At 51.3% G+C, this 16,536-nt stretch carries 13 protein-coding genes and 1 rRNA gene; 10 read left to right on the top strand and 4 right to left on the bottom strand.

Annotated elements, in window-relative coordinates; translation table 11 throughout:
• Nucleotide 1 precedes the first annotated feature (1 nt).
• Nucleotides 2–1,535: ribosomal RNA gene (locus HQ393_RS00620) — 16S ribosomal RNA — on the bottom strand.
• Between the two features lie 573 nt (nucleotides 1,536–2,108).
• Between HQ393_RS00620 and prmA the strand changes: the two genes are divergently transcribed.
• The 5 genes from prmA (at nucleotide 2,109) to HQ393_RS00595 (ending at nucleotide 6,335) form a co-directional block, all read left to right on the top strand.
• Nucleotides 2,109–2,996: a 50S ribosomal protein L11 methyltransferase gene (prmA, locus tag HQ393_RS00615; protein ID WP_179356949.1), complete on the top strand. Its 888-nt coding sequence runs from the start codon at nucleotides 2,109–2,111 to the stop codon at nucleotides 2,994–2,996.
• A gap of 27 nt (nucleotides 2,997–3,023) precedes the next feature.
• Nucleotides 3,024–4,154 (top strand): DUF3426 domain-containing protein, encoded by a 1,131-nt coding sequence (locus HQ393_RS00610; RefSeq protein ID WP_179358347.1) that lies wholly within the window; start codon nucleotides 3,024–3,026, stop codon nucleotides 4,152–4,154.
• 97 nt (nucleotides 4,155–4,251) lie between these two features.
• Nucleotides 4,252–4,782, top strand: coding sequence for a thiol peroxidase (tpx, locus tag HQ393_RS00605; protein WP_179356948.1), 531 nt, complete (start codon nucleotides 4,252–4,254; stop codon nucleotides 4,780–4,782).
• 143 nt (nucleotides 4,783–4,925) lie between these two features.
• On the top strand, nucleotides 4,926–5,426 hold the full coding sequence (gene tpx, locus HQ393_RS00600) for a thiol peroxidase (RefSeq protein ID WP_179356947.1): 501 nt from the start codon (nucleotides 4,926–4,928) through the stop codon (nucleotides 5,424–5,426).
• Between the two features lie 126 nt (nucleotides 5,427–5,552).
• Complete coding sequence (locus HQ393_RS00595) at nucleotides 5,553–6,335, top strand: DUF3025 domain-containing protein (protein ID WP_179356946.1); 783 nt, start codon at nucleotides 5,553–5,555, stop codon at nucleotides 6,333–6,335.
• A gap of 63 nt (nucleotides 6,336–6,398) precedes the next feature.
• Here HQ393_RS00595 and HQ393_RS00590 read toward each other — a convergent pair whose 3' ends face one another.
• Nucleotides 6,399–10,010, bottom strand: a complete 3,612-nt coding sequence (locus HQ393_RS00590) for a DUF748 domain-containing protein (RefSeq protein WP_179356945.1) — start codon at nucleotides 10,008–10,010, stop codon at nucleotides 6,399–6,401.
• Nucleotides 10,011–10,183: 173 nt separating this feature from the next.
• On the opposite strand from HQ393_RS00590, the gene HQ393_RS00585 reads away from it, so the two are divergent.
• The 5 genes from HQ393_RS00585 to HQ393_RS00565 all read left to right on the top strand — a co-directional run bounded on the left by HQ393_RS00585 (nucleotide 10,184) and on the right by HQ393_RS00565 (nucleotide 14,590).
• On the top strand, nucleotides 10,184–11,410 hold the full coding sequence (locus tag HQ393_RS00585; RefSeq protein WP_179356944.1) for an STAS domain-containing protein: 1,227 nt from the start codon (nucleotides 10,184–10,186) through the stop codon (nucleotides 11,408–11,410).
• Nucleotides 11,411–11,521: 111 nt separating this feature from the next.
• A complete protein-coding gene (gene hslV, locus HQ393_RS00580; protein WP_179356943.1) occupies nucleotides 11,522–12,097 on the top strand; it encodes an ATP-dependent protease subunit HslV in 576 nt (191 codons plus the stop codon).
• Nucleotides 12,098–12,144: 47 nt separating this feature from the next.
• On the top strand, nucleotides 12,145–13,119 hold the full coding sequence (locus tag HQ393_RS00575; protein ID WP_179356942.1) for a biotin--[acetyl-CoA-carboxylase] ligase: 975 nt from the start codon (nucleotides 12,145–12,147) through the stop codon (nucleotides 13,117–13,119).
• Entirely contained in the window at nucleotides 13,116–13,859 is a 744-nt protein-coding gene (locus HQ393_RS00570) for a type III pantothenate kinase (protein WP_179356941.1), read from the top strand. The genes HQ393_RS00575 and HQ393_RS00570 overlap by 4 nt, the downstream gene beginning before the upstream one ends.
• Entirely contained in the window at nucleotides 13,856–14,590 is a 735-nt protein-coding gene (locus tag HQ393_RS00565) for an SPOR domain-containing protein (RefSeq protein ID WP_179356940.1), read from the top strand. Before HQ393_RS00570 ends, HQ393_RS00565 begins: the two co-directional genes overlap by 4 nt.
• A 77-nt stretch (nucleotides 14,591–14,667) precedes the next feature.
• Here the strand turns inward: HQ393_RS00565 and HQ393_RS00560 are convergent, their stop codons facing one another.
• Together HQ393_RS00560 and HQ393_RS00555 are read right to left on the bottom strand one after the other, a co-directional pair.
• Nucleotides 14,668–15,276 (bottom strand): hypothetical protein, encoded by a 609-nt coding sequence (locus tag HQ393_RS00560; RefSeq protein ID WP_179356939.1) that lies wholly within the window; start codon nucleotides 15,274–15,276, stop codon nucleotides 14,668–14,670.
• On the bottom strand, nucleotides 15,273–16,526 hold the full coding sequence (locus tag HQ393_RS00555) for a flagellar assembly protein T N-terminal domain-containing protein (RefSeq protein WP_179356938.1): 1,254 nt from the start codon (nucleotides 16,524–16,526) through the stop codon (nucleotides 15,273–15,275). Before HQ393_RS00555 ends, HQ393_RS00560 begins: the two co-directional genes overlap by 4 nt.
• Between the last annotated feature and the right edge of the window lie 10 nt (nucleotides 16,527–16,536).

Raw genomic sequence — 16,536 nt, 5'->3', positions numbered from 1 at the left:
GAAAGGAGGTGATCCAGCCGCAGGTTCCCCTACGGCTACCTTGTTACGACTTCACCCCAGTCATGAATCCCACCGTGGTAAGCGGCCCCCCTAAGGTTAGCCTACCTACTTCTGGTGAAACCCACTCCCATGGTGTGACGGGCGGTGTGTACAAGGCCCGGGAACGTATTCACCGCGACATGCTGATCCGCGATTACTAGCGATTCCGACTTCATGCACTCGAGTTGCAGAGTGCAATCCGGACTACGATCGGTTTTGTGAGATTGGCACCCCCTCGCGGGTTAGCGACCCTCTGTACCGACCATTGTATGACGTGTGAAGCCCTGGTCATAAGGGCCATGAGGACTTGACGTCATCCCCACCTTCCTCCGGTTTGTCACCGGCAGTCCCATTAAAGTGCTCAACTGAATGGTAGCAACTAATGGCAAGGGTTGCGCTCGTTGCGGGACTTAACCCAACATCTCACGACACGAGCTGACGACAGCCATGCAGCACCTGTGTTACGGTTCCCGAAGGCACTCCTCGATCTCTCAAGGATTCCGTACATGTCAAGACCAGGTAAGGTTTTTCGCGTTGCATCGAATTAATCCACATCATCCACCGCTTGTGCGGGCCCCCGTCAATTCCTTTGAGTTTTAGTCTTGCGACCGTACTCCCCAGGCGGTCAACTTCACGCGTTAGCTGCGTTACTAAGCTCCGAAAAGCCCAACAACTAGTTGACATCGTTTAGGGCGTGGACTACCAGGGTATCTAATCCTGTTTGCTCCCCACGCTTTCGTGCATGAGTGTCAGTATCAGCCCAGGGGGTTGCCTTCGCCATCGGTGTTCCTCCACATCTCTACGCATTTCACTGCTACACGTGGAATTCCACCCCCCTCTGCCGTACTCTAGTTAGCCAGTTCACAATGCAATTCCCAAGTTGAGCTCGGGGATTTCACATCGTGCTTAACAAACCACCTGCGCACGCTTTACGCCCAGTAATTCCGATTAACGCTTGGACCCTACGTATTACCGCGGCTGCTGGCACGTAGTTAGCCGGTCCTTATTCTTCTGGTACTCTCATCCCCGGTGGGTATTAGCCACAAGGATTTGCTCCCAGACAAAAGCGCTTTACAACCCGAAGGCCTTCTTCACGCACGCGGCATTGCTGGATCAGGCTTGCGCCCATTGTCCAAGATTCCCCACTGCTGCCTCCCGTAGGAGTCTGGACCGTGTCTCAGTTCCAGTGTGGCGGATCGTCCTCTAAGACCCGCTACTGATCGTCGCCTTGGTGAGCCTTTACCTCACCAACTAGCTAATCAGCCATCGGCCGCTCCAATAACAAGAGGTCTTGCGATCCCCCTCTTTCCCCCGTAGGGCGTATGCGGTATTAGCTATCCTTTCGGATAGTTATCCCCCATTACTGGGTACGTTCCGATGTATTACTCACCCGTTCGCCACTCGCCACCAGACCGAAGTCCGTGCTGCCGTTCGACTTGCATGTGTAAAGCATGCCGCCAGCGTTCAATCTGAGCCAGGATCAAACTCTTTCGTTTAATCGCTATGCTATTTTTACTACTTGGCTTGTACTTCAATACTCAAAAGAACATCCGAGTTTGAACCGAAGTTCAGACTACAAATATTACTTTTTCAATTGAGTGCAAGCACTTGTTTCGACTTACGAATCAAGCACTCACACTCATCGGCTGTATATTGTTAAAGATCGATCTGAGACTGCAGAAACATCACTTCGTTTCGCTGCGTCATCAGCAGAGAGGCCGAACTATACCCACCGCCTCGAAACCCGTCAACACCTATCGGCAAAGAAAAGCGAAGAAAGGCGCTAAGTGGTTGATCTAATTAGCAACCCAGATTGAAACATTTTTGCAGCAAAGGCAAAAGCCACGTCCGCAGCACCAGCGAATTTAGTCAAAGAGTGCAAAAAAGAAGCAGATAAGCTGTAGAAAAAACACGAAAGGCATGAAAACAGCGAAATCAACACCCCGAAAAGCACACAGCCCGCTAACGCGGGCTGTGTTTTCTGGATAAATCGGCTCCATTACTGTTCAGCAGTAATATTAGGTGCGACAATTCGCCCTATTCAATGACATATATAAGTAGGAAGCAGCATGCCTTGGCAAGAACTCCGCCTGACCACCGACTCGGCACATGCCGAAGCCTATTCAGATGCACTATTCGATTTAGGTGCACTGTCTGTTTCGATTGAAGATGCTGCAGCAGGCACAAGCGCCGAGAAACCTATTTTTGGCGAGCCCGGTGAGCCGGTCGATCAGCTTTGGGATACGAGTATTGTAATAGCGCTTTTTGAAGCGGATGCAGAAGTCGCACTGGTTGTGGCTGCCGCAGCCAATCAATTAAAGCAAACAGCGCCAAAATTTGACGTCGTCGTGGTGGAAGAACAAGACTGGGTGCGTTTGACACAATCTCAGTTCGATCCGATCCCTATTTCACCGCGTCTTTGGATTACGCCGACTTGGCATGAGTGCCCAGACCCTCAGGCTGTCAATATTCAACTCGACCCTGGTTTGGCATTCGGTACGGGCAGTCACCCAACAACGCGTCTTTGCCTGCAGTGGCTTGATGCCAATATTCAAGGCGGCGAAACCGTTTTGGATTACGGATGTGGCAGCGGCATTTTGGCGATTGCCGCTATGAAATTGGGCGCAGGCCCAACTGATGGCGTCGATATTGATGCGCAAGCCATGATCGCTTCCGAGCAAAATGCAGAGCAAAACGGCGTTAAAGGTCGTTTCTTCTTGCCCGATGCGGCTCCGGCACAAACTTATGATGTTGTTGTCGCGAACATTTTGACTAATCCGCTCAAAGCACTGGCGCCACTCCTCGCTGGTCGGTGCCGCGAGGGTGGTCGTATTGTGCTGTCAGGAATTTTGTCGGAACAAGCGCATGAAATCGTGGCAATTTATGGCGAATGGTTTGATTTTGTTGCGCCAAACGAACACGAAGGCTGGGTGTGTTTATCTGGTACACGTAAATAAGTCGTCAATATCGGTTAAACTTGCCCCATGAACCAAATCACGCGCTGCCCTAATTGCAGCACTTCATTTCGCGTTACCGATGATCAACTCGCAGCCCACCAAGGCAAGGTGCGCTGCGGGCGCTGCTCGTTTATTTTTAATGCGCGTGATTTTTTACAGCGGATTGATCCAGAGTTAATTGCTGACACAACGAAAACTGACCCCATACCTGATACACGTATCACTACAGAAGCACAGCCTGTAGAAGAATACAGGTCAATACCCGACAGAGAACAACACAAACCGCTCGAAGAAACCACATATTCAGGCTCAACTGAGCATGAAGCAGTTGCCATAAACCACGACACCGAAGTGAACGGTGAAACGGCCTCTGCAAGTAATGTGATCAATTTCCCCACCGCAGCCCCCAAGCCCGACAGCGAAGGCACTCAAGATAACGAAAAAGATTTGCAACGCGCCTTGGCCAAACTCGTTAAGAAAACACGTAGCCAGAAAATTCGTCGCACCCGCAAGCCATCTCGTCGCACGATTGAACCCACCGCGATGTCCGCCTTAGCGGAAGAAGAGCTCAATCCCGAGCAAAGCCCAGCGCAGAGCAAGCAAGAACAAATTGAAAATGACGCTGAATATCGCCCGATTCTGGATGACACCGATCCACTGTTTATGGAGGCAAAACCAAGTCGCTGGCGTTGGCTCTGGGCAGTCGGCAGCCTGCTATTAAGTATGGCTTTGGTTTTGCAGCTGTCATTCAACTTCCGTCTTGAATTAAGCCAAGAATTTCCCGCGCTGCGCCCCAAATGGCAAGCCCTGTGCGCCAAACTCGGTTGCGACATGCCATTGCCACGCCAAGCTGACTTGCTGCGATCTGAATGGTCAGAACTCACCTACATTCCAGACCACCCAACCTTGGTGCAGGTCAAAGCGACTTTGCGCAATCTGGCGCCGTTCGAACAAGCAATGCCGAAACTGGAGCTAACGCTCACCGATGAAAATGAGCGCTTGGTGGCGCGCAAGATTTTCTCGGCCAAAGAATATCTCGCCCAAAGCGAACCTAATCAGGCCTCTTTACTCGCCAACGATGAAGTACATGCCTTTTTGCAACTTGATCTGGGGCAATTGCACTCCACCGGCTACTCGATCTATTGGTTCTACGAGTAACTCACACTCTAGGTCGCATCCTTGCCCCACCGGCATCGTAACTTGTATTTCCAGCACCAGCAGCCATACTGAAAGAATCACTTTCGGAGGGTAAATCATGTCTACCGTGATGCTCAATGGCGCACCAATCAGTATTGGCGGCCGTTTTCCACATGTTGGCGACACGGCTCACAGCTTTATGCTGGTCGACACCAATTTGCAAGATGTAGCTTTGTCCAAATATTGGGGGCAGCGCAAGCTGATTGCCGTCGTTCCCAGCCTTGATGCCGCCATCGGCCTCAATATCGCGCGCCAACTTGAAAAGCTGGGGTATGAGCTCAGCAACACCGTCATTATGACCGTTTCGGTTGATACCCCCTATGCACTAGCCCGCATTGCCGAAGCTGAAGGATTTCGAAAAATCGAATTAATGTCGACCTTACGCGGTCGCGATTTTCACAAAGATTATGGCGTAATGATCACCGATGTCCCATTGTCTGGGCTAATGACTACTGCTTTATTTGTGCTCGACACCAACGATATGGTGCTCTACGCCGAATTGGTGTCTGAGTTAATGAACGAACCCCGCTATGAGGCGGCGATGGAAATTCTTAATCCACCGCAGGTTGAGCCCAAGGGCGAAGAATAATTTCACCCTTCAATACAAAAAAGCCGGTTCTCCGGCTTTTTTTTATTTCACCCGCCCCCACTTAATCAAGGCAAGACACTATAAAGATGCAGATGCATCACTTATTTAATTCAAACCACTTTAAATCACTACCGGAGTACACCATGGCAACAGTTACCCTTGGCGGCAATGCAATCAATGTCAACGGCCAATTCCCAGCGGTAGGCAGCGCTGCGCCTGCTTTCTCACTGGTTGCAAAAGATCTCTCTGACGTGACCTTGGCCAGCTTGGCCGGTAAACGTAAGATCTTGAATATTTTCCCAAGCGTGGACACCCCAACTTGTGCAGCATCGGTGCGCCGCTTTAACGAAGCGGCATCGAAACTCGAAAACACCGTTGTGGTTTGCATTTCTGCTGACCTGCCATTTGCGCAAAGCCGTTTCTGCGGCTCTGAAGGCTTGGAAAACGTAATCAATTTGTCGACTATGCGCGGTAGCGAATTCCTCGCGAACTATGGCGTTCAAATTGCGAACGGCCCATTGGTGGGCGTTGCTGCACGTGCCGTTGTCGTTCTCGACGCCAACGATCAAGTTGTACATAGCGAATTGGTTGCTGAAATCAAAGATGAACCTAACTACGAAGCCGCTTTAGCTGCGTTGGCTTAAGCTTTACGCTTCATGGCTTAGTTGAATTGAGTCAGTAGTCAGGCTCAATAAGGGCAAATACCGTAAAATGCAATTTTATGGGTTTGCCCTTTTTGCTGCCCTGCATATTTACTCAAAGATGTACTCATGACGAATTGGCCTAGCGATTTTTTCAATCAGCACCCCGCATTTAGCCCCATCCGACGCCATTTGGCACAATTTAGCGCCCCGCCCGATTACGCTACTTGGCAAAGTATTCCGACGGTGGCGATCAGTGAAGGCGGCTCACCGATTCGTTTTGTACCCAGCGAACAAATTACTGAATATTATGAATTGGCGGTCTATCGGGATGGCATGGTCGCCACCCGACTCAATTGGCACGATACCTTTAATGCGATGATCTGGCACGCCTTCCCGCGTAGCAAGTCGGCACTCAATGCCATGCATTTTCGTATCATCAATAGCAACCCGGCGGCCACAATTCGCGGCGCTGCACGGGATGCCGCCACGCTTCTGGATGAATGCGGCCTAATTTTGCCCTATAGCGACCCCAAGCTCCTTGAGCTGGTCACCCAACATCAATGGCATGACTTATTTGTCACGCAGCGCGAGCAATGGGGGAAATCGATTTCAGCCATCACCTTTGGCCATGCCAACTTTGAAAATCTGATGGCGCCCTTTATTGGCTTAACGGGAAAATGCTGGCCGATTGCGGTCGGCGCCGATTTTTTCAATTTAGATATTGACGCGCAATGCCAGCAGCTCGACGCCATTTTGGCCCAACTCATTGCAAGCGATGCACTTCAGAAGCCCAAGCAACTACCCCCACTGCCCTACTTGGGCATCCCAGATTGGTACGCTCAGCAAGATGATGCGTTTTATTGCAATACGGCTTACTTTCGCCCCAAGCGAGAAAAGGCAAGCGCTTAGAAAGCCATGGGTATAGTCACCAAATCTTTATTCAAATTAGGTTTGATGAATATACCCCATGCATTATTCTAATTTAAATTGCACGCGCGTTACTGGCCCCTGATCCTTTTCACTTTGCGCAGGCTTAGGATCAAGCACCGACTTGGTAATAAAGACGCGCTCAGCAGGCAGGCCCGCCGCTTTTAATGCCTCTTCAACCCGCTTTGCCCTTAGATTGGCCATGGCGAGCAAGTCTTGTTCGCTGACCACTGTATTTTTCAAAATCAAAGCCTGCATTTCCTCCACGGGCAGTTTTTTATCCAAACCTAACAAATTACTCGGCTTTTCAAATTTGGCTTTTTTATACACTGCTGCAATCAGTGCGGGCTTTTCTTCCTCAGTGAAATTTAATTCATCTTCCGACTCGACCGACTCAGCAGATTTACCCAGCTTGTCGGCCTTCACTGCTCGCATCTGACTACGCAATAGGTACTGCTTAATCCCATCACTATCCATAGCGCGATCAGCCCAACCAGTGACTTCAATCTTCAAGGCGGGTCGATCAAGCAATATGTCCGCAACCTGCTTAATCGACGTGGCGGCTGCATCACTAATGCGCGCACGACCGGGTTCAAACGTCACATAAGACAGGCTTGGGCCATCCGAAAAAGCGGCGCCCAATGCATCAAATGGCGCGGTGACAATTTTCTCCAGCACATTACCGACCACCTGCCAAATAATCGCTCCGATGCGAAACTCAGGGTCATCGAGCGAGCCCTCAATCGGTAAATTGAGCTTCACTTGCCCTTTGCGATCGGTTAGCAAAGAAAGGGCAAATTTAACGGGCAATTTGGTCACGTCAGGGCCATCGACTTTATCGCCACTCAAAGTCAGCTGATCTAAAAACAGTTTATTGCTGGCTTTTAATTTGCCATTTTCGATGTGATAGGCCACCTCCATCGACATCTTGCCTTTGGTAATACCAAAGCCGGTGTATTTTTCCGAATACATCGACGCAGACGTCAGCTCATAACCTTTCACACCGCCTTTGACATCATAAAAAATATCCTTCGCTAATGGATTGAGGCTACCTTGAATTTGCACCGGAGCAATATTGTCGACACTGCCTTTCAAATCAAGACTTGCTCGCGTGTCATTTTGGCTGGATATCCCTGCAATCTGGCCGCCCATTTCGGTCAGATTCGCGGTGAAATTAGGGCGAATCAATAGGTCGCTATAACGAATATTGCCACCACTTAAGTCGATTTTGCCAATTCGAATCGGGATCATGCTGGCAGCCGCATCATCGGCTTTTTTGGCTGCATCAGCATGTGTGTCACGCGTCGACTCACGCGTCACCGAGGTCGCGCCCTCTTCGCTGACCACGATATCCTGCAAATTAAAGCGCCCATTGGCCGATAAAATCAGGCGCGAGAAAAAGTCATTGAGCTTGATCTCGGCAATATCTATTTTTAGCGGCGAGAAATCCGTTTTCACCCCATTTAAGGATAGATTTTTCCACTTTAGAAAATCATCGCCCGTACTTTTATCCAAGGCATAAAATTGGCGCACACCAATATTGCCTTGGTAAGAGCCGGTCAATGTGGGCTCTAGCGCCAAATGCAGCACTCCCTTGAGATCGACAAAACCACTGGCCAGCGACACATTGAGATATTTGCTGAAATATGGCTGAGTGTACGCAGCATCGGCGCCACGGAAATCAATCTGCCACTGACTAGAAAAAGGCTGAGCAATAAATGGCCCGCTAATTGCAAAATGCGAGCCACGCCCACCATCAGCAGTAAATTTCAACTGCGAGCGCACACCTGCTTGGGTATCTAAATTTTGCACATCCATCGCCAGTTTACGCAGGATGATAGGGGTCGATTTGGCCAAGCCTTTGTCTTCTAGCCGAATTTGATAATCCGCGATTGATGTTTGATCTAGCTTCACCCGCCATGTGGGTGAGGCGTTGGCTTGCATCGATTTACTAGGCTTCGCCTCTGATTTTGGCGTGCTCGATGTAGGAATGAAGTCGAGCAAATTGATGTGATATTCAGGCAACAGCAAAACATCGAGCATGCCTTGCTGACTCGATAGATTGGCAATTTGAATTAAATGTTGCGCGCTATCGAGCTCAATCCCTTTCAGCTCAAGCTGAGCAATGGCGACGGCGCTTTTACTTTGTTTGGGCAAGTTCAAGGCCAGTTGATTCAAGCGCAATTCACCCGCGTGGATCTGATACTGATTCGACTCAGCCTGCCAATCGAATCCAAACTGGGTACTCAGTGCCCCTTTAAGCTGCCCATTCAGATACGGTGCGTAATACGGCGCTAAATCAGCCAGTTGCAATTGATTGAGCTGAAGTTGGCTCTTGAGCGTCAGCGGCGCAGTAGCCGCCTGAATGTTAGCCGCCACTGTGGCCCCCTGCGCCAATTGCGCAGATACATCAATCGGAAATGGCTGCGCAGAATCGCTTGCCCAATGCTGCCCTGACAGCGCCAGATCGTGAATTTGGTATTCGAGCGCCGGCGCAACACTGGCGTCGCGCCAAGTGATTTTGCTATTTTTAAGCGCAAAATCATCGACCTTGACACTGAACGACGAAGGCTTAGCACGGGCATCCGCCTTGATCGCACTGGCCGCCACGGCACTGGCCTTGGGTGATGTGGGTTTCGGGGCTAAAGCCAACCAGTTCATTTCGCCTTGTTTACTGCGCTCGGCCAAAACATGCAGCGCATCGACGTTAAAACTTTTGAAGTGGAAATCGCCCAGCATGGGCTTGAGATCGTGCAGCTGCACGGTGAGTTTGCCCAGCTGCAAGGCTTCTTGTTGGGCCAGCTTGAGTTGCAAATCGGATAGTTGCACTTGTCCATTGAGCAGTAGGCTCGCCGTATCCCGTTGCTGGCGAAAAACAATATCCAGCTCGGTGCTTAAGCGCCCTTTCCCAACAGCCAAGGCTTCAGGCAGAGGGGTATAGCTCATGTATTCAGTAATATCAAAGTCTTTGAGGCTTAACCTCAGGGAGGTATCTAGCGAATCTTTGAATGGCTTGCTCTGCCCTTTGAGAGAAAACACTTCGCCATTAATGCGCCCTGACAGTGCGGGCTGGATATATTCATCGATGCGCTGCGGTAAATTGGAAACGAAAGGCAAAGCCAGATTGAATTGATCCAGCGTGTACTTTGTGCTTTTGACTCGGTCATCCAGCGTCAAGGCACCCTGCTGAATTTGGATATTGTTGAGAGAAAAATGCAAAGGCTCTGAATGCTCAGACTCAGGCGAATCGGATTTAATCAAATCGGAAAAATTAAACGACTTCTCGCCAGTGCGCACCACATTGATTTTGGGCTCGACCAAGGTCAACTCCCGCAACACCGGGCCACCGCGAATAATCGACATCAATTGAGCATCGATCGTGATCGATTTGGCACGGACAAATTCACCAAATTGATCTTTAATCGACAAGCCTTCCAGTTCAATTTTGAGTAAAAAAGGATTAAAAGCAATCCGCTCTAAGCGCACCTCACGGTGCAAAGCCTGACTGGCTTGCTGCTCAAGGTAGGGCTTGAGCAAGGGCGGCAAGGCAAAAATACTCAACACACCCAATGCAATCAAACCCAAACCTGCATAGAGCGCGGCGCGCAAATATTTTCTGATTGAGCCAGGTGGCGAAAGCAAATTGAAATGTCGCATTACAACCCTTCAGGCAAGATTTAGGTGCAATAGTAATCTACTTAACTATAAATGATATACCAGCAATTTATCACTGCACTTGCCAAATCTTAACGCGACTAAAGGGCTTGAACGCAGTAAAATAAACCTTCACCCAAGGGTGAATTTTTGTCTTTCGACTCAGGATTGCCGTAGTGTTTTCGTTCTTCCGCAAAAAAGGTCCAGACGGACAAGAGGTCTTAACGCAAACAGGTCCAGTAACTCAAACTGGCCCCGCGACACAAGCTCGCGTGCAATCCAATACGGGCAATACAGTGCCCGCACCGAACGCCCCCGCAACGGCAAGCGCCCCTGCCCCCAGCAGCGAATCGGCTTACGATTTATCCAAATTGTCGATCGAAGTGTCCAGCAGCAGTGACTCGCTAAGCCCGGCCGAAGAGCAAGCAGCCATGCTGTACGCCAATGGTCAAAGCAATGCCGCGATCAATATTTTGCTCAATGACAAGCCGCATTTTGTCGGCAAACGCCGTCTTGAATCATGGCTAATGCTGTTTGAATTACTGCAACAACATAACCAGAAAGAAGCCTTCGATGCCTTGGGTCTGGATTTTGTGGTTGAATTTGAAAAAACACCACCCACTTGGCAAGCCGTGCATAGCAACACGCAAGTGAAAGCTTCGGCCAGCGGCTACCACGCTTTTTCAGGCAATCTGACGCACGACACCATCGATAAGCAAGTGAATGCCTTGCGTCTGCTCCAAGAGAAAAATGATCAGCTACGGATTGATTTCAGTAAATTAACCGGCGTTGATACCCTCGCCGCGGCCGAATTACTGGCGGCCTTGCAGCACAACCACAAAAACCCCAACAGTCTGCAATTAATTGGTAGTGATGTCCTCACTCAATTACTCAAAGAGAAAATCGAGGTGGGCCGCCGTCATCCGGCCGAAGCTCCTTTCTGGCTGTTGCTGATTGAGCTGCAGCAATTGCTGGGTTTGCAGGATGATTTTGAAAACCTAGCAGTCGATTACGCCATTACATTTGAAGTCTCCCCGCCCTCATGGGATGCGCGCCAGACCTCAAAATCAGTCGCGCAAATTGCAGCCGCCGAAGCGCTGGCCAAGGCTGAAATTCAAGCCGCGGAAAAGGAAAAAAGTCTACTGACGGGCACGATCACAGCACAAACCCCGGCCAATCTGGAAAAGCTGATCGAACAAGTCGAAAGCAGCTTGTCGCCCGTCATTGATTTACGCCAGATTACGCGAATCGACTTTGATTCTGCGGGGCAAATGCTTAATTTGGCGATGAAATGGCTGCAAGAAGGGCGTCAAGTCCGCTTTATCAATACCAATCCGCTGGTCCATACCCTACTGCGAGTGATGAGCATTCATGAAATGCTCAGCGTCGAGCTCAGAAAGTAAATTCAAGGCCAAAATAATCACATCTCAGCGTCGCCTCCGCCTACTTCGCTTGTAATTCCGACCTACCGCCGCCACATACACAGCATCCAACTGAATCAGCAGGAGTAAAGCATGGAGCAATTTGACGGCACAACGATCGTATCGGTACGCCGCGGCAGTCACGTGGCGGTCGGCGGCGATGGGCAGGTGACGCTGGGCAATATCGTGATCAAAGGCACCGCCCGTAAAGTGCGCAAACTCTATCGGGATCAGGTCATTGTTGGTTTTGCTGGCGGTACGGCAGATGCGTTTACCTTGTTTGAGCGTTTTGAATCCAAACTAGAAAAACACCAAGGTCACCTCACCCGCGCGGCGGTCGAAATGGCCAAAGACTGGCGCACCGATCGCATGTTGCGCAAACTGGAAGCGATGCTGATTGTGGCCGACCCAACGGCAACGCTCGTGATTACTGGTAATGGCGATGTGCTCGAACCCGAAGGCGGCATTGCCGCAATTGGCTCGGGCGGCGCGTACGCACAAGCGGCTGCACGCGCTTTATTGGAAAACACCGATTTCCCGCCCGAAGTTTGTGTGAAAAAAGCGCTCGAAATCGCCGGTGATTTGTGTATTTACACCAACCAAAACCACGTCGTTGAAAGCATGGGTGCCAGCCCCGCTTTATTAACCGGCGATGAAAACGGCATCTAAGGCCGCACGAATTACCGTATGGGCGGCATTTCTCGTAAAATACGCCCATGACCGACACCATCCGCCTTTTGCGCGAACTTGATGCGCACCATTTCACCTCTGGCACTGTCATTGCAGAGCGACTCGGGATTTCACGGGCCAGTGTCTCAACCGCACTGGCTCAGGCCGAGCAATATGGCATCGTACTCGAACGCCGTAGTGGCGCGGGTTACCAACTTGCCCAAGCCATAGATTGGCTAGACAGCCATACTATCGGGCAGTATCTAGCTAAAGACTCGGTATTATCTATTTCCCTGAGCAATACCATTGAGTCGACCAATCGCCAGCTGATTAAAAACCCGCAGCATGGCCAGGTACTTGCCACCGAATGGCAAACAGGCGGACGCGGTCGTCTTGGTCGTCGCTGGCTGGGCGCCCTTGGCGGCAGCCTGATGTTTTCGCTGGCGTGGCAATTTAATGGCGGCCCAGCCCAATTAGCCGGCTTATCACTCGCCGTGGGCGCCACTGTCGCGCAGACACTGCGCCAATTAGGCGTCGAGCAGATCGGTCTGAAGTGGCCCAACGATTTATTGATCAAGCTTAACGACACGGGTGAGGTTGCCAAGGTCGGTGGCATTTTGATTGAAATGCAAGGCGATGCCTTGGGCCCCGCACAAGTGGTGATTGGTATCGGGCTAAACATCGCTTTTCCGGCGCATTGGCAAAGCGAACTCGATCAATCCGCGACCAGCCTGTCTCACCATGGTTTGCGCTGCGGTCGTAACGAATTATTCGGCCGCCTCTTGTCGGCGCTCGAATCGGGCCTAGACACGTTTGCCCAGCAAGGCTTTGCGCCCTTTTTGCCACAATGGGAAACCTTAAACGTCTGGCAGCAGCAGATGGTCAATATCATCGCGCCCAATGGGCAAATCCAAAGCGGTACTTTAATCGGGCTCGCGCCCGACGGCTCGCTGCGGCTATTAAGCACCGAAGGTGAAAAACTCATTCACACGGGCGATGTGAGTTTAAGGCGCGCGCAATGAATGACGTTTTATTGATTGATCTGGGCAATACCCGCATGAAATGGCGGCTTGGCGATGCAACTCAAGCCAGCCAAAGCACCCACGATATTGCCCAATTTGCCAAATTGACTGAAGCGCTCCCCCACCCTAGCGCCATTCTGGCGTGCGTGGTCGGCGATGAGCAGCGCTATGCCGATTTGACCGAGCTATGTCGATCACGCTGGGGCATCACGCCGCAAAGATTGCGTGTGAGTCGCCGGGCGCTGGGTGTAAGCAATCACTACCGCGATATTAGTGAACAAGGCGCCGATCGCTGGGCGGCTGTACTGGGCGCCAGTCAGCGCTTTGCCGGGCAAAATCTGATTATTGTGTCGGCAGGCACTGCGCTGGTCGTCGACACATTAACCGCGGCGGGCGATTTTTTAGGCGGAACGATCAGCCCGGGATTGGGCTTGATGAAACAATCCTTATACCAAGGCACGGCCAAATTGCCGCATGCCGCTGGGGCGATGGTTGATTTCCCGCAGTGCACCCATGACGCCATTGAAACAGGCTGCCAAAGAGCGATCAGGGGTATCATCCTAGAAGCCATAAATCAATTGAATTTGATCAATATACCCACAGATCAAGTGATCGTATTTGGTGGTGATGCTGCAACACTGCAAGCCTTGCTTAACGTAAAGACGCAGACAGTAGATAATCTAGTCCTCGATGGCCTTTATGCCCTCCACCTCGCCACCGACGGAGTCTTTAGCGAATGAAATGGATCTTCACCTTTTTAGTGCTGGCGAATCTAGCGGTCTACGGCTGGTATAAGCTAGATGCCACGCCGTTAACGGTACAAATCCAGAATCGCGAAAAGAACGCGTCTGCGGTCAAAGTGGTGACAGGCCAGCTCGGCGAAGCAAGCACGCCAGCCGCAGCAAGCCCCGTACCGACCGAACCGCCTCAGGCGACGAACGCCAAGCCCGAAGTGACGCCAGCAGCGCAAATCACGCCGAAACCGCAACCCAGTGCCACGCCCGCCAAAGTGGCCAGCATCTGTACGCGTTGGACGGGGATTACGGGTGAACAGATTGATTCAGCGCGTGAGAAGCTTAAAGCGCTGGGCATCACAAGCACGGAAACCAGCAGCGGCGAATCAACCAAAGTCTGGGTGTATATGCCACCGCTTGAGACATTAGACGCAGCCAAGGCCAAAGCGACGCAATTGGCGGCCATGGGCGTAACGGACTACTTTGTCGTCAACAATGGTGGCCGCTGGCAAAATGCGATTTCGCTCGGTATTTTTAGTACGCGTGAAGCGGGTGAGCGTCATCTGGAAGAGCTAAAAGCATTGGGCGTCAAATCAGCCGTGGTCCGCGATCGCGACGATACGCTGAAACAAGCGAGCTTTAGCAGTAAAAATCTCACCGATGCGCAACTTGATAAGCTCAATAAATTGAGCCTGCAATATCGCGGCTCGATTGTTCGTGAAGTCGCCTGCAAATAAACCATCGGCAATCAACAAAGTAGAGCCATAAAAAAAGCCCCTTTGGGGCTTTTTTTATCTGCAACAGCAAGCTGGAGTTAAGGGTAGCTGTACTGCTGCCAGCGCAATTCGGGGTCACGCACAATGTAGATTTCTGGTGCCGGCGCAGCAGCAGGCTTGACGATGGTCGTCTCACCCCAAGTTAAACGGGGTTTGCTTTCTGCGGTATTTGCCGCGACCGTATTACCACTCAAGCCCTTTGCGGGGGGTAATACTTTGCCGGCAGGCAAACTGCTTGCTGGCATAGTGCGCACCAAGCCTGGCGTCACCGCCATATTTTCGGTTCTAACGACTTTGCTTGTCGTCGTACGCCCATGAATTGCCGCTTGTGCGCGAGGCGCCTTGGAAATCACCACCGGGCGAGAAGTCCCATATTTCGGCGGCACATATTGCACGACCGGTGGCTCAGTCGGTTTAGCCTCTACTGCGGCGACCTCGGCTTTGGGCTTTGCCCCTTCTTTATGCGGCTTTAGATTATCAACCTGTGTCGGTGGTGCATTTTTCATCACCGGCGCGGTGGGTTTTGCCTCAGCATGCGCCTCGGGGGCTGGCGCCGCTTTAATAGGCTTCGTTTCAGTCGTGTGCGCAGGCTCATTGGCCATCGCCACGGCAGGAAAAATCAAACTTGCAACTAGCCAGTATTTCATCTTTTCTTCTCCTGACCCACAAAGCGCACATAATCTCCGGGCAAGACATTCGCACCAGAAACTTGCCCGACCGAGAACAAGGGCTGAACTTGTACCACATTCAAACTACCCACAATGTCTTCTGGCAAACCCAGACTCATTGCAGGATCATAACTAGCGGCAGGCACAAGTAACGCGCTGGGGGAAATTCGATACACCTGCAGGGTATCGCCCACAGCAACTTTAGATGTAACGCCTGCATCAAAATACACCCGCCCTTTTTCAACGCGCGTTACGCGTGCTGAAAATGGGATACACGATAAATCCTGTATCGCCAGATTGGTGCCTTCCTGTAATTTGGTCTGAACCAATTTACCGAAATCCGTTTCCTGAAAACCCATCGTACCCATGCTCGTCGCGGGGTCTTGCGCTACTGATCCCGTTGCAGTGCCCGCCAGACGATGCCGATTGATCAAGGCCCCCGACACACCATCAAATACAAATAACTCATACTCAAAACGACGGCTAGAGGGCGTGGCTTTCAAGCCAAATTGCGTAAAGCTAATCAGGGGCAAATTGAGTTCCAATTTGCGCTCGCCCGGCCGGACATCGTTACCGTGGGTGGTGGTATAGCGCTCACCGCTGGTCGAAATATCCCGCACAATACCGCCCACAACAAACTGCACCGCATATCGCCGCGCCAGGTCACGGACCCGGTCGGGCTGCAAAATGGGGTCAACATATTGCGGCTGAACATCAAGTACGGCTTCAGCACCCGAGCGCTGCGGAAAATAGCTGCCACTCGCATAAAACTGCCGCAGCATTTCGAGCTGCAAACCTTCGGGAAAACGATCTAAATCGCTAGCCTGAGCCGGACGTTGCACCCAAAAATTGGTAATCAATACCTTGCGCTTAAAATCCGATCCCGAACACAAAGCGGGTCTTTTCGTTTCAGGCGTAGCCACGGTATTGGTCGCAGCCGCCACCGCAGGAGGCGCGACATCAATAATCACATGCACAAAGCCATTGCTTTGCCATTCGCGAATCAATTGATAATCTCCGACGGGAGCCCCGCGCACCTGCGCCGACTCAGCCCACGTCTGGCCCGTTTTTTGACTGCCGCTTTTTACGCTTGCGCCATTAAATAAAGCTGCATTTTCCAAAGCATCGGCGATCGCAGCCTGCCGCGCGACAGCCAGCCCTTCAGAGCCAACCGGCGCTATCCCTTCTTGCTGCACCGCCAACGCTGGCTGTGCGCACATCAAACCCATTAATACTAAA

It is taken from the genome of Chitinibacter bivalviorum, assembly GCF_013403565.1.
Taxonomy (GTDB): Bacteria; Pseudomonadota; Gammaproteobacteria; order Burkholderiales; family Chitinibacteraceae; genus Chitinibacter; species Chitinibacter bivalviorum.
The sequence above is the reverse complement of the archived record's forward strand: the minus strand, read 5'-3'. Positions and strand labels throughout refer to the sequence as shown.